The organism is Alteromonas sp. 76-1, from assembly GCF_900654235.1.
In the GTDB taxonomy this organism is placed as follows: domain Bacteria; phylum Pseudomonadota; class Gammaproteobacteria; order Enterobacterales; family Alteromonadaceae; genus Alteromonas; species Alteromonas naphthalenivorans.
Window position 1 is genome coordinate 1,872,155 of the sequence record NZ_LR136958.1, and the last position, 17,089, is coordinate 1,889,243.

A 17,089-nucleotide genomic window follows, 5' to 3' on the forward strand; every position below is an offset into this window, starting at 1 on the left:
GCCTCCGATTTATCTCGTTGGCTTATCTCACTAGCTTATTTCTTCACATTATGACTGCGCGTATATGACTTGTTTTAAACCTGCTAAGTAACGCCCTTCATAATTTTGAAATCGAATAAGTCGATGGCGCCCTTCGTAAAAATCAATTGTCTTTAACGTCTCTAATCGATAATAATTCTCATTAACGATTCGAGACAAACTTATTAGGTCAATCATTATGAAAAAGACAATCACTTTTGCGTGTATGCACTTCACCGTCGCTTTTACAGTGGCATATTTATTAACAGGTAGTGCAGTAGTGGGTGGGGCAGTAGCCTTAGTTGAGCCAGCTGTGAATACGGTGGTATTTTATTTTCACGAGCGAGTCTGGAAGAAGTTTGAGAGCCAGCCTAATGACCAAGCTAGCGAACAGCAACTACGTAGTGGTCCCGAGCAGGCTTTTGCTTCAAATGAGATGACATTGGCATCATAAGCGTTTGCTAAGTTTGCCTCTTATTTGAATTTTCGAAGAACGTGGCGCTAAAGGTGAGTTAAGTTCAATAACACTTAATAGAACCTTAGCGCCACGTTTTTTTATGCTTAATGAATTAAACAGTAACCCTGTATTAATTCGATTTATTCGTCTGTGACGTGTATTTCGTTGGATGTAAAAGTACGCCTGAAATTACAAATCAGTGACTTCACAAACTAAACCTTTCAAGTAATACCCTTCAGGATAACTGCCTATCACAGGATGATCGGTGGCTTGGTTAAGTCGCGCAATAATTTTGATGGTTCTTCCTGCATCCAATGCAGCATCAGCCACAATTTTTTGAAACAAATCGGCTGGCATTAAGCCAGAGCAGCTAAAAGTAAGCAGTAATCCACCATTTCTCACCGCATGAATTCCGTACAGGTTTATATCTTTATAGCCGCGGGCAGCACGGGTGAGTGATGCTTTGTTGTCGATAAATTTGGGCGGATCAAGGATAACCATATCAAATTGTTCTTTACGTTCGTGGTATTCACGCAACTGCTTAAAAACATCTTTTTTAACGTAATGACTTTTGCTTTCATCTAAACCATTTAACGCCACATGCTGCTTAGCAAGGTCAAGTGCAGGTTGAGAAACATCCACATTAGTAACCGATTTTGCACCGCCTTGTAGTGCGTAACAAGAAAAGGTGCCGGTATAGCTAAAGCAATTAAGCACGTCAGCGTCTTTGGCATAATGTGCAGCGGCAGCACGACTATCTCGTTGATCAAGATAAAAGCCTGTTTTGTGGCCGTTCTCTATATCAACAATGATAGAAAGCCCATTTTCTTTCACGGTAACTTGCATAGGTGGCTCGCCGCTCACCACACCTGTAACTGGCTCTAAACCTTCCTTTTTACGTACATCAACATCGCTTCGCTCGTAAACGTGGGTACCGGGCTTTAACTTGTTTATTGCCCACACAATTTTATCTCGGTGCTTCTCGGCCCCAGCGCTTAATAGTTGTAATACGGCTACGTTGTCGTACAAATCTATGGTAACACCTGGAAGGCCATCACTCTCAGATGCAATCCAGCGAAATGCATTGGTGACTTCTGGGTCAAATAAACGCATTCTCAAATTAAGCGCAATTTCCATACGGCGTAAAAAGAACGCGTTATCGATGCTTTCTTCTTTACTAAATGTCCACATGCGCACGCGAATTTGCGAAGTAGGTGAATAGGCGCCGCGACCTAACCAATCACCTTCTGAATCGAACACATCAACAGTGTCACCACTGCGCCCTCTACCTTTTAATTCTGCCACGGCGCTTTCAAACACCCAAGGATGGCGACGACGAAGGGATTTATCTCTATTAGGGTGCAAAATAACTTGTGATGACATGAAACGTACTCTATTTCTTGAATTAGCTAGGAAGTGGGTATTGCATTGAAAGCCATTAGCCTTATAAAAAAGCCTTTAGCCAAATAAAAAGCCTTTAGCAAATGAACGGCCTTTGCAACCACACGTAAGCGGCGGGGCGAAGTATAGCGATAAAGCGTTGCCTATGCGAATGATTACCCCGTTTACTGACCAGAAGTTAGCTATTTTACTAAGTTTGATAGAAAGTTGTTTAGGCCGCGCAGGCGAGTGGAAACACATAAAGTTATAACAAACTATTGGTGATCATGAGTTTTGTTTTAATCGCATTACGTTACATTATTTGAAGTCTAATTTTGCACAATAAGATAGGTGTTAGTGATATGAGGCTAAAATTGTAAACTCAATTATGCACTTAAAATTATCATCCACGTAGTCATAGGTTAACGTATTTATTCATGCTATCACTAACGTGCAAAAACACACTGCACCCCCAGTGAAATTCCAAAAAAGAGGATACTAATGCAATTTGTAAACTTCGAAAAAGGCTGTGCACCTGAAGGCCTAACAATAGCAGAGGTTGATGCACCCGTACTCACCGACGACAAAGTGCTAGTGCAAGTACACGCCTTTGGTGTGAACCGTGCCGATACACTGCAACGACAAGGGCACTATCCACCGCCCCCTGGTGAAAGTGAAATTTTAGGGCTTGAGGTTGCTGGTGAGGTCATAGAGGTTGGCGCTACCGTCAGTGAGTGGAAAGTGGGGGACAAGGTCTTTGGATTGGTCGCGGGCGGTGGTTATGCACAACAAGTTGCCGTTAACCCGCAGCATTTAATGCGCGTTCCCGAAAACATGCCGTATAGCTCGGCGGCAGGGCTTGCCGAGGTGTTTCTTACTGCATTTCAATGCTTGCGCCTTATTGCGAATGTAAAACCAGCAGAGCGAGTACTCATTCACGGTGGTGCTAGTGGTGTGGGATTAGCTGCTACTCAGCTTTGTCATTATTGGGGAGTAGAAAGCGCCGTTACCGCGTCATCCCAAGAAAAGCTAGCACACTGCCAGCAAAACGGCGCTAACCTGCTGATAAACTATAAAGATAAAAACTTTGCTGAAGAGATAAAAGCTAATTGGCCTGAAGGCGTTAATATGGTGCTTGATATGGTGGGGGGCGATTATCTAAATCGGAACCTTCACATTCTAAAGCGCGATGGCATTGTGGTTTACCTCGCCATGTTGGCTGGGCGTTATGCCGATAACCTTGATATGGCATTAATGCTGGGTAAACGAGCCAGAATACAAGGTACTACGCTGCGCAATAGAACGGATGAATACAAAAGCGCACTTATCAGTGACTTCTCGACAACCTGTTTACCTGCATTTACCACCGGCGAGCTTAGCGTAAACATAGATACGGTATACGGAATAAATGATGTCGCAAAATCTCACGCACGATTAGAAAGTAACGACACGCAAGGAAAGATAGTTGTAGAGTGGTAGTGAGAAGCGAAACATAAAAACAATTTAGCGTAATAAAAGAAAAGGCAATGCTGCCTTTTCTTTTTTGCAAAATCACAAACCTAAAGAGGTATTTGCGTGCAAAGCCATTAGCTCTTAACGCAGTTAGCCTATAAAGCCACTGTCTGGTGTTGTAGGTTTGGCTTCTGCCGCACCCCGAGCTAAATCATCGCAGCGTTCATTTTCAGGGTGACCCGAATGGCCTTTTACCCAGTGCCAATTAATTTTATGCTTGCTCACTGCTTCATCAAGGCGTTTCCAAAGGTCGGCATTTTTTACCGCTTTTTTGTCTGATGTGCGCCAGCCGTTCTTACGCCAGTTGTGGATCCATTGATTGATACCGTTTTTCACATACTGGCTATCTGTCGTCAATTCAACGTTGCAGGGCTCAGTTAAGCTGTTTAATGCTTCAATAGGCGCCATTAATTCCATACGATTGTTGGTAGTATGCGCGAATCCGCCACTTAGCTCTTTACGGTGACTGTTATAAACTAAAACAGCACCATAACCGCCAGGGCCTGGGTTTCCAAGGCATGAGCCATCAGTAAAAATGTGAATGGTTTTTTGAGCCACTGGGTGTCCTTAAATTATTTACTTTCATATTTCGCTTTTCCCTTAGCCTGTGGCGAAGGGGTTGATATACTATCAAAAAACAAAAGGTAAGATTAGAGGAATCATGCGTCAGATTGTACTAGATACAGAAACTACAGGTATCGACCCTAAAGAAGGTCACCGAGTGATTGAAATTGGGTGTGTTGAGCTGGTTAACCGTAAACTTACTGGCAATCACTTTCATGTATACATTAATCCAGGCCGCCAAATTGAACAAGAAGCGATAGATGTTCACGGTATTACGAATGAGTTCTTAACCGACAAACCTACATTTAGAGATGTCGCTGAAGATTTCGTGAATTTTATTCGCGGTGCACAGTTGGTTATTCATAACGCGCCCTTCGATGTGGGCTTTATGGATCACGAATTTGGGATGGAACCGAAAACCCGTGGCGTTATCACCAAAGATATTTGTAGTGTGCTTGATACCTTGGCGGTTGCGCGCAAAATGCACCCAGGGCAGAAAAATAACCTAGATGCGTTGTGTAAGCGTTATGGCATAGATAACAGCCACCGTGAGCTTCACGGGGCATTACTGGATGCTGAAATACTCGCCGACGTTTACCTGCTAATGACCGGTGGGCAGACAAAGCTTAATTTGGCATCTAAGGGCAGCGGTGAAAACCAATCAGATGCACTTCGCCGGTTGAACAGAAACGGAAATAAATTAAAGGTTATCAAGGCTAGCGCCGATGAATTAGCACAGCATGAATCCCGTTTAGATATTGTAGAAAAAGCAGGGGGTAAATGTTTGTGGCGCCCAGAGCAAAACGATGCATAGCTAATTCAGGTGCAGGTTATGGTGTGTTGTTTTAGCTGCTAGACGTACTTAACCATTTTTAAAATACATTTCCAAAGGAGCGGGCAACAGTGAGAGTAGGTGTGATGAAACTAGTGTTGGCGTTGTGCCTATTAGGATGTACTTCAACGGTATTTTCACAAGATACTTCGCTGCCAGCTCCGTCATCACAGGACACGCAAGTCGACACTGCGCCTTCGCCTATTACTGACTTGGGGGATGAATACGAGAACTCGATTAAGTTATTACAGAATCGTTTTCGTATTGATTACAACGTGAAAGAGGTCTCCATGATTTTCTTTCGCGAATACGGCTCTGCCCCCGTAGTATTAGTTCGCCCCGATGGTTCAAAGTTATTTCAAGGTCGGGTGGACGAGACCTACGTTAAGTGGTTCGATGCCGACACCTTCGACATGATCACTATTGAAAACCCTATGCCTGGCCCTTGGCAGGCGGTAGGTCAGGTTAACCCTGCAAGTCGGGTTATGGTCATTTCTGATATTAAGCTTCACGCCACATCGCTTCCCAGCATTCTCTTTTCAGGCGAAATATTAAAATCTACGGCTTACCTAACCAACGGCGGCGAAAAAATAGATAACCAACAGTTCCGTGATGTTGTGGAATTGTCTATTGAGTTCGAAAGTGCAAATGACCCTAATTACGACAACTTTGGTGCTAACGATGCAGAAATTGCAAAGTTTGAAGATAACGGTCGGGGTATGGATGAGCGTCCAATGGATGGCGTGTTCACTGGCCAATTCAATTTAAAGGTTGCAGCAGGTAAATGGCAGCCTGTTTATCGAGTAGACACGCCAATGTTCACGCGAGAACAAATTGGTGCACCCATTATCCTTTACAACAACCCTGTTTATGTGGATGTTGAATTAGACGCTACCGATGGCACGGGAGACGGTTATCACACGCTGCTCATTGATGTGAACCGCGAGCTAGTTAATATTGAGTCACTCCTGATTGACGGTAAAATTAAATTTCCAAACGCAGATATTCAAAACTTTTCGTTAACCGAAGGCGGCGATAGTGTGCGAGAGCATCTTATTGTGGCGTATGAAGAAGGGGTTTATCGCGTTAAATTAACCGCCTATGGCACAACATCAGAAGGCCGAGACTTCATACTGGATGTTCCTGAATATACTTTTGTGGCTGAAGCGCCTGAGCCAGAAGTGATAGACCCGCTTATTGACGGCGAAGACCCTATTGTTGATGGCAGTGAAGATCCGCTTTCAATGGGTGATAGTTCAACATCTCTCAATCAAGACAATACACAGTCGATGGCTGAAGATGATGAAATGGATTCAGGCACGCTAACCCTGATTATTTTAGCGGTGAATGGGACCATCATTTTAATAGGTGTTATTGCTGCGGTTATGATTATCTTGAAAAGGCGAAAGGCCAGTGGTCCTGCATCTGCAAAAGCAGCCACGAAAAAAGAAAATAAAAAGGCCAAGAAGAAAGTGGTGTCTGAATCTGACTTATCGCTTGATAATGAACCTAAGGGCTTTAAAAAGTTGTTGGCAAAGTTTAAGAAGTCGAAACCGGCAGAGTAGGGTAAAGAGTAGGGCAAATAAATAGGCCATTTAAATAGGGCTGTATCGCAGCAGCAGGAGCTCTTTTGCTATTTATTAATACAAAAGTGTAAGTAAGCTATCCTAAGGTGAGCGTGGCCTGTGGGAAGAGCGTCCTAGTTTTATGTGTACGAATTCCCGCCTGATTGAATTATATTTCAACATTGTGTTTATTTATCGTGCAAACAGTGCCCAGATGACAATTTTATTAATAAAAAGCATTGACTCTGCAGGGGCTAAACCGTATTATCTGCGCCGCAGTGAGGGCAAGGGGTTTTAACAACTCAACTAACTCACTGATAACATTGAAATTGTGGAGCGGTAGTTCAGTTGGTTAGAATACCGGCCTGTCACGCCGGGGGTCGCGGGTTCGAGTCCCGTCCGCTCCGCCACTTTCAATGCTATAACTAAAAGGCCACGGAGCGGTAGTTCAGTTGGTTAGAATACCGGCCTGTCACGCCGGGGGTCGCGGGTTCGAGTCCCGTCCGCTCCGCCATTTAGTTATAAAAAAGTGTCTCTTCGATGATGTGGAGCGGTAGTTCAGTTGGTTAGAATACCGGCCTGTCACGCCGGGGGTCGCGGGTTCGAGTCCCGTCCGCTCCGCCACTTATCGAAATAGCACACTTTCCCATTATGCGGAGCGGTAGTTCAGTTGGTTAGAATACCGGCCTGTCACGCCGGGGGTCGCGGGTTCGAGTCCCGTCCGCTCCGCCATTTTCGGGAAAGCATTTACTTTGGCAGGTTCTACTGCTCATTGATAAAACTTCTTTATCAACTTCATACCGCTGCAGGCATCCTGTTTGCGTTTCATCTATTATTTTTTCTACTTCTACTTCCTCTTCTATTTTTCATTTACTTAGTTTTCCCTTGTTTTTCTTACAGTGCTTTAATCTGTAGCTCTTTAATCTATAGCTCTTTCATCTATAGTTATTGTACCTATGTTCTTCTCTCCTAAAGTTCGTCGTTGCCACATAAAAGCCTTTCCCCATATTTGGTATTACTATCCCTTAATGGCGCCTTACTGTTAGGCAACTGAATAATTCGTCAAAGCAGCAAACCACTCGCTTTGTATAATATTGTGGCTGCGTGTCATCTGGACGTTAGATAACTTTATTCTCTTCACCTCATTAACTTATCTTAATACCCTGAAATACTTAAATTCATCTAAAGTATTATGCTAAAAGTCAAATTCTCGACTACTTTCATGTGTATATGCACAACAAGACGCCTTAATTTTATGTGGTACAAATGAGCAATAATGAGCATAGACAATATCTACTCGCTGACAATCTCAGAGCAATCGCCGTATCGTTTCTAACGGTTGTACTTGTTAGCGTTGTGCTCGGCCTACTGATGTTCTCAGTCATAAAAGAACACGAAGAGGCCCGTGCCGAAGATATCTTATCCAATGTGCGGATGGTATTTAAAGACGCTGAAGCGTCACTAGACTATTTAATCGCCAATTCTTATTATTCCTGTAGTGAAGATAATCTAAACGAAATGCGACGCACCTTGTTTCGCTCTCGTTTCGTGAAAGAAATTGGTTTCTTTGGTGATGGGAAGTTATTGTGCAGCACCTATCTTGGGGTATTAAAGCAACCCATAGATGAAGCTGTTCCAGATTTTGTTACGGCATTAGGGGATGCATTTTGGATAAATACACCTTTAGAGTTGTTCGATAATCAATCTAAAGGCACCATCGCGAAGCGGGGGCGTTATAACGCCGTGTTAGATTTAGACGGGGTTATCGGTCTGAATTTCGGTCGAGATTGGGCGCTTTTTTATAACGGTGAGCAACTTTACCATATGGCAGGCAGCCCCCGATTAACGCCTTCTATAACGGGGCGAGAGGGACGCAGTCTTAGTACCGACTATTTTTCCCTCAGAATAATTAAATGTGAAAAATATTACTCCGAAGTATGTCTAACCGTAGTACCTGATGAAGCCAGAATATTTAAAATTCACAAGGGCAAATTAGTGCTCTTTATCTGCATCATGTTAATGGCAGCTGCTTTATCCCATATGCTCACCTTCAATTACTTGCGACGCATACGTTCCTTAGAATCGCGGATAAACCGTGGGCTGAAATCAGGGAAGTTTTATTGTTTGTACCAACCGTTTGTAAACTTAGACACAGGAGAAGTAGTAGGCTGTGAGGTTTTGAGTCGTTTTGAAGATGAATATGGCCCTATCTTTCCTGATGACTTTATTTCCCAAGTGAGAGATATTGGCAAAACATGGGAATTTACTACTGTGATGATAAAATCGGCAATGGATGAATTAAATCGATGCGCCAACATTCCTGAAGGTTTCAAGGTGTCGTTTAATTTATTCCCGTCGGATTTTATGCAAGATGAATTAATCGATTTGGATTGGGTGCTAGATTTAAATAACAAAAATTTTAAGCTTGTGCTGGAAATCATCGAAGATGAACAGCTTGCGACAAGCAGTGCAGCAAAACATATTAAAGCCCTTCGAAGTCGGGGGTTTTGGGTTGCCATCGATGACTTTGGCGTAGGTTATTCAAACCTTAGCCAACTGAAATCTTTAAAATGTGAGTTTTTAAAAATAGATCGTAGTTTCGTGATGGACATGGAAGATCACAGTATTCGTTCATCGTTGATACCCCATATCGTTAATATTGCTGATGAGCTGAAAGTGACCTTGATTGCTGAGGGAGTTGAGAACAATGAGCAGCGACGAGAGCTTGTGAACATGAATGTGGAGTACGGGCAAGGGTGGTTATTTGGTAAACCGCAAACGGTTGAGAATTTAGCAAATACGATTGAGCTGTCTTTCCAAACCCATTAATCGGTTGGCGTGTCTGTCGTTCCGCGATACCATGCAGTTATTGTTAAAAGACGAAGAACGGCTGCATGCAGGACGTATTACATTGCCGCAAAATTTGTAAAATTTATCAAGAAGGCGACAACAGCACGCCTGTTCTAAATAACATTTCACTTTCTATAAATGCGGGAGAGCATGTTGCCATTTTAGGTAGCTCTGGCTCTGGAAAAAGTACCTTGCTGCATTTGCTTGGGGGCTTAGACACACCCACAAGTGGTGAGGTGTGGTTTAAAGGCGAGTCGCTTACTCATCTAAATGCTAAACAACTTGCCGCCTTGCGAAACAAAGAAATGGGTTTTATTTACCAATTCCATCATTTGCTAGGTGAATTTACTGCACTTGAAAATGTTGCCATGCCCCTTCGCATTGGCGGCGAGAGTGCGAGTACCGCTAATGCGAAAGCAAACGCCTTACTTAATGATGTAGGGCTTTCTCATCGTGCAGATCACTTGCCTAGCGCGCTCTCAGGCGGCGAACGCCAACGGGTCGCCATCGCCCGGGCATTGGTCACATCTCCTTCAGTTGTTCTTGCTGATGAACCAACCGGTAATTTAGATGCCAGTACAGGGGAGCAGATTTATCAGCTGTTAAAACGTTTAAGTGAGCAAAAACAAACGGCCTTTGTGATAGTAACGCACGATATTACCCTTGCTAACCGTATGGACAGAGTACTTCGCATTAAAGATGGTGAATTACTTAACGCAGTCACTGAGGAACAATCCTAGTGGCGCTGGCATGGCAACTTGCTAAACGATTTCGTCAAGCCAAGGTCCAAAATCGTTTCATCTCATTTATTTCTATGTCGTCTACCGTAGGTATAGGGCTTGGTTGTTTCGTGTTAATTATCTTATTAAGCGTAATGAATGGTTTTGAGCGAGAGCTAACGCAGCGAATTTTAACTGTTATTCCTCATGGCGAGTTATACAGCACCGATAGGACGGGTATTGAGAACTTAGATGCGCAGCTTTACCGCCTGAACCAAGACCCCAGAATTGCCAAGGTTGAACCTTACACAGAACTTACCGGTATGTTGCAATTCAAAGGTGAGTTAAAGGCGATTTCATTGACGGGCATTGCGGCAGACGCAGAAAACACATTTAGCCGACAAGTAACGGACGAGCACTGGCAAAACTTCGCGCTAAACAGTGACAGTGTGCTGATAGGTAAGGGAATTGCCAATAAGCTTAATATCGTGGTGGGCGATACCGTACAGGCACTTATTCCCGTCACTACGAAAGATTTACGCTTTAGTGCACCCACATCAATAACCTTAACCGTTGCTGGCTTTATGCATGTTGGTGGGGAGCTTGATAACCAATTGGGGCTGATGCACCTTGCAAAAGCTACCGCGGCCGCTGGCATAGAGGGCCAAGCATTGGGTATGCGCTTCACATTACACGATCCGTTTTCGGCCTATATCACCATGCGAGATATAGGTTATAACTACCCTCAAGCGGTCTATATGTCTGACTGGACGCGAACCCAAGGTCATTTGTACAACGACATTCAGCTCGTTCGCACTGTTGTGTATATTGCGTTGGTGCTGGTGATTGCCGTTGCCTGTTTTAATATTGTGTCTTCATTAGTAATGGCGGTACGAGAAAAGCAACCTGCCATTGCTATTTTAAAAACCATGGGCGCAACCGATACACTAATCCGGCGCACGTTTATGTTTCAAGGTGTGCTGAACGGACTCATTGGCATAGTGGTAGGGGTAACCCTTGCAATTATTATTGCCCCTAATCTTTCTACTATTGTGAAGTTTTTAGAAGGTGTTTTTGGGGTTGAAGTGTTGTCAGGCGATATTTATTTTATCGACTTTTTACCTTCCGCACTTATGTGGCAAGACGTGGTAGTCACCTGTGTGGTCGCCATCATCATGTCCGTACTAGCAACCTGGTACCCAGCCCATAAAGCGACAAAAGTGTCTCCTTCTCAATCCCTTCATTAACGGTGTTGGGGTTTAGGTATAGGGGGTAAATGTCATCGCTAGTATGACTAGCTAGCAATAATCTTAGCTATTAAAAGTTGTAGATGATAACCATAGCTAGACGCACACTGAAGCCTTTGATTGAGCGTATTACAGCATGAATACCCTTGGTCATTCACTTACCGATATGTATTGAGATTGTCAGTACAATGCAATTGTACAATGTATTTGCACTGGGTGATGGCAAGACCTATAAGCAATAAAAAAGGGTTAGCGATGCTAACCCTTTTGTGTAGTTCGAATGCGATGAAGGAATTAAGCGTTTTTGTCAAACTCGCTAAAATTCACATCTTCTTCTTTTTCACCGGCATGTTCATTGTAATAAATATCTTCATCAAGCCCACCTTCGCTTTTCGCGACAACACACGACACCATACAGTCACCTGTAATGTTAACTGCAGTACGGGTCATATCAAGTAAGCGGTCGACACCAATAATCAGGGCGATACCTTCAACTGGCAGGTTAACTTGCTGTAGTACCATGGCTAGCATGATTAAGCCTACACCTGGCACACCCGCCGTACCGATAGAAGCTAGGGTAGCGGTTAACACTACCATCATGTAATCGCTTAAACTCAAATCAACGCCATAAACTTGAGCGATAAATACGGTAGCCACACCCTGCATAATAGCGGTGCCATCCATATTGATGGTTGCACCTAAAGGAAGGGTGAAAGACGCTACTGAATTGTTAATACCCAATTTATTTCGCGCCGTTTCCATGGTGACTGGCAGCGTAGCGCTACTGCTTGAAGTACTAAATGCAAACAAGGCGGCATCGCGCATTTTCTTTAGTAGAACAATTGGGCTCAAGCCGCTTAAAAGTTTAAGCAGTATTGAGTAGGTTACTAAACCATGGATGATCAGCACGCCAAATACTAAGAAGAAGTATTTGGCCAAGCTAAAGATAGTGTCGCTACCAATGGTAGAGAACAGTTTAGCCATCAATACAAACACGCCGTAAGGCGCAAGGTTCATGATGATGGTGACAAGACGCATGATAACCGTGTTGATGTCTTCAAAAAACGCACTGACACGTTTGCCTGCTTCGCCAGTCATCGCCATAGAAATACCGAATAACACTGCAAACACGATGATCTGAAGCATGTTGCCTTGCGCCATCGAGTTAATAGGGTTACTAGGAAACATATTAACGATAACGTCACCCAAACTTGGTGCAGTTTTCGCTTCAAATGACGTTTCAGTGGTTAGGTTTAAGCCTTCTCCTGGTGAAATAAGTAAAGCCATACTCATGGCCAGTGTGATTGCTATTGCAGTCGTGACAACATAAAGACCAACAGACTTAGCGCCTAACCGACCTAATTTACTAGGGTCGGACAGGGTACTGGTACCACATATAAGCGAAACAAATACTAGTGGCACCACCAACATCTTTAAACTAGCGATAAAAATCTGCCCAAGGGTAGAAAATATACCATCTACAAAAATGCTATACGCAGAGAACTGGAAACCAAATACCGAAAACGTGAAATCTCCGCTATCATCGAACAATAGTTGAAGAAGCACACCTATCACGATACCGGCAATCATGCCGATAAAGATTCTGGTGGTTAAACTAAATTTATGTGCAGATTGAGACATTAAAATTCCCTGTACATTTTTATATTTTTATTTAGTGTGACAGATTCTATTGATTTTAAAACATAAAAAACGACCCAATTGTCATTTATAAAGGTTCAGGAACGAATTATGCGACAAATTATGCGCGTCTTGTCTAAGACACTCTGGCTATTTAGTACAATTTTTATACTAGCAGCATGTGGCGGAGGCGATTCAGTCTCTAGAGATGATAGCGATGGATCAGATGATGGCAGTGGTTCCTCCGCTACTGTTAATGTCGTATTAACCGTTCAAAACGCCAGCGGCGAAACCGACCGCAACCTAACCGCCGACAATTCTCTTACCGTTATTGCCACTGTTACCGATACCGACGGCGTTGCCCAAGCCGACCAACTTGTCACGTTTGCATTAAGTAATACCGACCTTGCGGTGTTCGGAAACGACACCGGTACAGCGCGAACTGACGACAGCGGGGTAGCAAGAATTACCATTAATGCCAGCACTGCCTCAGGTGATGGTGAGATAACAGGTAGCTTGAGCAGCGGTGAAACCGGCTCTACTACTTTTTCGGCAGTGGGCAGCGCAACGGTTGACCCAGCAACTACGGTATCGTTGGCATTGCAAAATGCCGCAGGTGAATCAGACAGTGACTTGTCTTCAGAAAATAGCTTAACCGCAGTAGCTACGGTATTGAACAGTGAAGGTGAGCCACAAGAAGACTTAATTGTTACCTTCACACTAAGCAATGATGAATTAGCTGTTTTTGGAAATGATACAGGGACTGCCCGTACTAACGAGAGCGGTATTGCGAGTATCAGCTTGGCTGTTGGCACTGCATCGGGAGATGGCGAATTAACAGCGACACTTTCAACCCTTGAAAGTGACACGACTACCTTCAGTTCTACTGGAAGTGTTACCGTTAGCGAAGACCCTGCATCTTTACAATTATATGCAAGTGCGGTTCAGTTGGCCTCTAGTGGCTCTGACGATATCGAACTTATCGCATTAATTAAAAACGAACAAAGCGTGTTGATGGAAGGCGTTGAGGTTAACTTTTCTGCTAGCAATGAAGCTGGTGTCGAATTGCAGCTAACCCAATCTACCACCACCGCCGATGGTACTGCCAGAGCGTTAGTGTCTACTCAGAATGATGCGTCGAATCGCACGGTAACGCTAACGGCTCAAACCGGCGCATTAGTTGAAACCGTTGATATTTTGATCACCGGCACCGAAGTGACTATTAATGGTGCAAATTCAGTTATATTGAATGACACCGCCGAATATACGTTGCGTGTACAAGATTCTGATGGGGTAGCCATTGTTAATCAAACTATCCTACTAGAAGCAGCGAATGGCTCTCTAAGTGAAACTTCGGTTAATACGGGGGCTGATGGTCAAGCGACTATCACTTACACAGCAACTACTTCGGGTGAAGATACGATCACTGCTTCGTCACTTAATGCCTCAGTAGAATTTGAATTAGAGGTTCAACAAGACGAATTTAGCTTTGTGGTACTGCCAGATGAAGAAATATCATTGAACGAAGCGGCCACAATCAGTGTTCAATGGCTACAAGATGGTACTCCAGCTGTGGGTAATAACGTGACATTTAGTGCTTCTCGCGGAGAGATTATTGGCGCAGCGCTTGTCACCACCGATGCTGAAGGTATTGCCTCTATCTCAATAGAGTCTGACAACGCCGGTTTTGCTTCCATTACTGCCACAGGTACTGAGTCTGGTAATGAGTCTACGGTGAATGCGGTTGCGCAAGTAGAGTTTATTGCGGTTGAACCGTTCACCTTGATAGCTGATGCTACACCTGACCTGATTGGCCCTGATGGGCAAACCAGTACTATTACCGCAGTTGTTAGAGACCCTTCAGGTAACCTAGTTAAAAATACCGTGGTTAACTTCAACGTTGATGATGTATCTACTGGTTCTATTTCACCTTCTCAATCTACTACCGACAGCAGCGGTATAGCGTCTACGGTATTTACCTCAGGTGCGCCTTCAAGTGAAGATGCTGTGATTATTCGCGCTGAAGTGGCTAGCGATGAATCTATCTCTGATTTGGTCTATATGACAGTGGGTGATAGAGCATTTGATATTTCAATTGGTACGGGTAACTCACTAGAAGAGCCTGACTCAACCACGTACTTAAAACGCTTTGCTGTTTTCGTATCTGACTCTGCTGGACGACCTGTCAGTGGCGTTGAGTTAACTGCTTCAGGTACGCCAGTCAAGTACAGCGATGGCGGAACATATAGAAAGGGTTTTTCGGATTGGAATGAAGACGAGTCCATTCATGTTCTGTATGTTACTGCTACCTGTCAGAATGAAGATATTGACGGTGATGGAATTCTCTATTTAGGAGAGGATGATAACGGTAACGGTGATCTGGATCCGGGAGAAGATGACAATGGTGACGGGTTACTGGATTTAGGTGAAGATACTAATAGTGACGGGTTCTTAACTCCCGGTATTGTAGGTACCTTAACGTTTGCTGATACAAGCGTAACTGACGAAAATGGTCAGGCCGAATTAGAGTATCGCTATCCGGCAAGTTACGGTGGTTGGTATAATATTGTGATTACTATTTTCGGTCAGTCTACAGGTAGTGAAGCAAGTCAAAATCACTATTACAGTTTAGGGATTTCTTCAGACGACTTAACCAATGAAGGGGCAGGCTTACCTGCGAACCCATTTGGATCTGAAGCCAATTGCAGTACTATTAATTAATACCATTTCAACTAACAAAAAAGCCGGCGTAAGCCGGCTTTTTCATATGCAAAACAATAACTAATCTTGCTGGAATGGATACACAGAACCAAGCTTTAATAGCTGAGTAAGTTCATCCAGTGCAGTACGTGATTCAATCAGTAACTGCGGATCGCGTAAATCGTCTTCAGTAAGTTCATCACGGTAGTGTTTATCTACCCATTTGTTAAGACGCGCAAATTGCATGTCGTTAATTAAGGTCGCTGGGTTTACCGCATCAAGTTCTTGGTCGTTCATGGCTACACGTAAACGCAAGCACGCAGGGCCGCCACCATTGCGCATACTTTGCTTTACATCAAAATAGTTTACCGATTTTATCGGCGTGCCCAAAGTAACTAGTTTGTCTAAATAACGCTTAACCGCATCGTTTTCTTCGCAGTTTGTTGGCGCAATAATCGTCATGTCACCGCTTGGTAGGGTGATGATTTGGGTATTGAAAAGATACGTTTTAATTGCATCTTTTACCGACACCTCATCAGTAGGCACTTCAATAAGATGAAGGGGGGAATCACCAAACTTAGTTTGTAGTTCTTTTAGCCCGGCGTCCTTTTTATAAAAGGCTTGGTCGTGGTAGAACAGTACGTTTTGGTTGCCTACGGCAATCACATCGTTATGGAAAACCCCTTGGTCGATAACATCAGGGTTTTGCTGCATGTACACCACGCCTTCTTCGCTTAACCCATGCAAGCGAGCAACAGCTTGGCATGCTTCTAGTGTTTGGCGGGCAGGGAATTTAGTGGGGGCGGGTTTACTTGGGTCGAAAGCGTGACGGCCGTATACAAAGAGCTCTACTCCAGCGTGGCTGTAATCGGAACACAAGCGAGTGTGGTTTGCTGCACCTTCGTCACCAAAATGTTCGTTATCCGGCAAATGTAAATGGTGGGCAAAATGTTTTTCGTTTGCGAAGGTCGCTTTTAAAATATTACCCGTCACTTGCGGTTCTAATGAACGATGAAACTTGTTTGTTAAGTTTGCAGGTGTAAAATGCACGCGACCATCGGCCGTATCAGCGCTTGGAGAGACTGTGGCGGCGTTTGCTGTCCACATGCTTGATGCAGAGCAACATGCTAAGAAAATCTCTCTAGATTGCTTTGCAGCGCTTTCTAGCACTCTGGCATCTGAACCAGAAAAGCCGAGTCGACGTAATGCTGCTATGTCTGGGCGTTCTTGAGGGGCAAGTACACCTTGCATCATGCCCATGTCAGACAAGGCTTTCATTTTTAGTAAACCTTGTTTAGCTGCTTGTTTAGGGCTGCTAACTGCATTGGCATTGTTCAGAGAAGCAACATTGCCAAACGAGAGTCCGGCGTAGTTGTGGGTTGGGCCAACAAGCCCATCAAAGTTAACTTCAAATTGCTTCATACTTTCCCTCTATTTGGTGTTTGAGCGTTTGACCGCTACCCTATAAATGCACAACCCATGATTTGGGGAGTATTTATAGTGAAGCTAACGTCTCATTTTTTGTTAGCCGCGAATTAATAAGCATAATAAATGCCTGTTAATTACTAGGCGCAAAGGCATAATGGCTGGCATTATACGGTTTTTAT

General features: G+C 43.9%; 12 protein-coding genes and 4 tRNA genes. 12 read left to right on the forward strand and 4 right to left on the reverse strand.

The window, feature by feature from the left end:
• The first annotated feature begins 217 nt into the window (after positions 1-217).
• Entirely contained in the window at positions 218-472 is a 255-nt protein-coding gene (locus tag ALT761_RS07865) for a DUF2061 domain-containing protein (RefSeq protein ID WP_129737809.1), read from the forward strand.
• 192 nt (positions 473-664) lie between these two features.
• On the opposite strand, the gene ALT761_RS07870 is transcribed toward ALT761_RS07865, so the two are convergent.
• Positions 665-1,858: a class I SAM-dependent rRNA methyltransferase gene (locus tag ALT761_RS07870; protein WP_126872165.1), complete on the reverse strand. Its 1,194-nt coding sequence runs from the start codon at positions 1,856-1,858 to the stop codon at positions 665-667.
• Between the two features lie 498 nt (positions 1,859-2,356).
• Between ALT761_RS07870 and ALT761_RS07875 the strand changes: the two genes are divergently transcribed.
• Positions 2,357-3,334: an NAD(P)H-quinone oxidoreductase gene (locus tag ALT761_RS07875; protein WP_129737811.1), complete on the forward strand. Its 978-nt coding sequence runs from the start codon at positions 2,357-2,359 to the stop codon at positions 3,332-3,334.
• Positions 3,335-3,457: 123 nt separating this feature from the next.
• On the opposite strand, the gene rnhA is transcribed toward ALT761_RS07875, so the two are convergent.
• The gene (gene rnhA, locus ALT761_RS07880) at positions 3,458-3,925 is read right to left on the reverse strand and encodes a ribonuclease HI (protein ID WP_057792430.1); all 468 of its coding nucleotides are present in this window, start codon (positions 3,923-3,925) and stop codon (positions 3,458-3,460) included.
• A 103-nt stretch (positions 3,926-4,028) separates the two neighbouring features.
• On the opposite strand from rnhA, the gene dnaQ reads away from it, so the two are divergent.
• The 9 genes from dnaQ to lolE all read left to right on the forward strand — a co-directional run bounded on the left by dnaQ (position 4,029) and on the right by lolE (position 11,144).
• Complete coding sequence (gene dnaQ, locus ALT761_RS07885) at positions 4,029-4,745, forward strand: DNA polymerase III subunit epsilon (protein WP_013784493.1); 717 nt, start codon at positions 4,029-4,031, stop codon at positions 4,743-4,745.
• 89 nt (positions 4,746-4,834) lie between these two features.
• Positions 4,835-6,328, forward strand: coding sequence for a TIGR03503 family protein (locus ALT761_RS07890; RefSeq protein WP_129737813.1), 1,494 nt, complete (start codon positions 4,835-4,837; stop codon positions 6,326-6,328).
• Between the two features lie 333 nt (positions 6,329-6,661).
• Positions 6,662-6,738 (forward strand) — tRNA-Asp (locus ALT761_RS07895).
• 27 nt (positions 6,739-6,765) lie between these two features.
• Positions 6,766-6,842: transfer RNA gene (locus ALT761_RS07900), tRNA-Asp, on the forward strand.
• Between the two features lie 33 nt (positions 6,843-6,875).
• Positions 6,876-6,952, forward strand: a tRNA-Asp gene (locus ALT761_RS07905).
• 31 nt (positions 6,953-6,983) lie between these two features.
• Positions 6,984-7,060, forward strand: a tRNA-Asp gene (locus ALT761_RS07910).
• A 534-nt stretch (positions 7,061-7,594) separates the two neighbouring features.
• A complete protein-coding gene (locus tag ALT761_RS07915; protein ID WP_129737815.1) occupies positions 7,595-9,157 on the forward strand; it encodes an EAL domain-containing protein in 1,563 nt (520 codons plus the stop codon).
• A 65-nt stretch (positions 9,158-9,222) separates the two neighbouring features.
• Complete coding sequence (gene lolD, locus ALT761_RS07920; RefSeq protein WP_129737817.1) at positions 9,223-9,918, forward strand: lipoprotein-releasing ABC transporter ATP-binding protein LolD; 696 nt, start codon at positions 9,223-9,225, stop codon at positions 9,916-9,918.
• Positions 9,918-11,144, forward strand: coding sequence for a lipoprotein-releasing ABC transporter permease subunit LolE (gene lolE, locus ALT761_RS07925; RefSeq protein ID WP_129737819.1), 1,227 nt, complete (start codon positions 9,918-9,920; stop codon positions 11,142-11,144). The genes lolD and lolE overlap by 1 nt, the downstream gene beginning before the upstream one ends.
• A gap of 294 nt (positions 11,145-11,438) precedes the next feature.
• Here the strand turns inward: lolE and ALT761_RS07930 are convergent, their stop codons facing one another.
• Positions 11,439-12,785: a dicarboxylate/amino acid:cation symporter gene (locus ALT761_RS07930; protein ID WP_129737821.1), complete on the reverse strand. Its 1,347-nt coding sequence runs from the start codon at positions 12,783-12,785 to the stop codon at positions 11,439-11,441.
• 108 nt (positions 12,786-12,893) lie between these two features.
• Between ALT761_RS07930 and ALT761_RS07935 the strand changes: the two genes are divergently transcribed.
• Positions 12,894-15,503: a beta strand repeat-containing protein gene (locus ALT761_RS07935; RefSeq protein WP_232043563.1), complete on the forward strand. Its 2,610-nt coding sequence runs from the start codon at positions 12,894-12,896 to the stop codon at positions 15,501-15,503.
• 60 nt (positions 15,504-15,563) lie between these two features.
• Here ALT761_RS07935 and astB read toward each other — a convergent pair whose 3' ends face one another.
• Positions 15,564-16,904 (reverse strand): N-succinylarginine dihydrolase, encoded by a 1,341-nt coding sequence (gene astB / locus ALT761_RS07940; RefSeq protein WP_129737823.1) that lies wholly within the window; start codon positions 16,902-16,904, stop codon positions 15,564-15,566.
• Between the last annotated feature and the right edge of the window lie 185 nt (positions 16,905-17,089).